The 313-nt window shown below is 58.8% G+C and carries 1 protein-coding gene; it reads left to right on the forward strand.

Translation table 11 applies throughout. The features are described 5' to 3' along the window. Positions 1 to 24: 24 nt before the first annotated feature. On the forward strand, positions 25 to 313 hold a 289-nt coding region (locus KZZ04_RS18700; RefSeq protein WP_219423748.1), incomplete at its 3' end, for a hypothetical protein.

A 313-nucleotide genomic window follows, 5' to 3' on the forward strand; every position in this document is an offset into this window, starting at 1 on the left:
ATACAGGATCGCTAGGGTGTGCGCATGAATGATCTGGCCAATTCCACCATGACGACGACTTCTCCCCCCAAGCGCATTGATTTCAATACGCCTGAGCTGCAACGCAAGCGCCGTATTCGCGCGCTTAAAGATCGCCTGACCCGTTGGTACGTGTTGATCGGCGGCCTCGCCGTCCTCGGCGCCATCACCCTGATTTTCTTCGTCCTCGCTTATGTCGTTGCGCCGTTGTTCCAAGGTGCTTCGCTGACCAAGGAAGACGCGCTGACGCCCGCCTGGATTCAGGACGCCGGCAAGCCGCTGATGATCTCCCTCG

Source organism: Pseudoalteromonas sp. CR1, from assembly GCF_019392235.1.
Classification (GTDB): domain Bacteria; phylum Pseudomonadota; class Gammaproteobacteria; order Enterobacterales; family Alteromonadaceae; genus Pseudoalteromonas.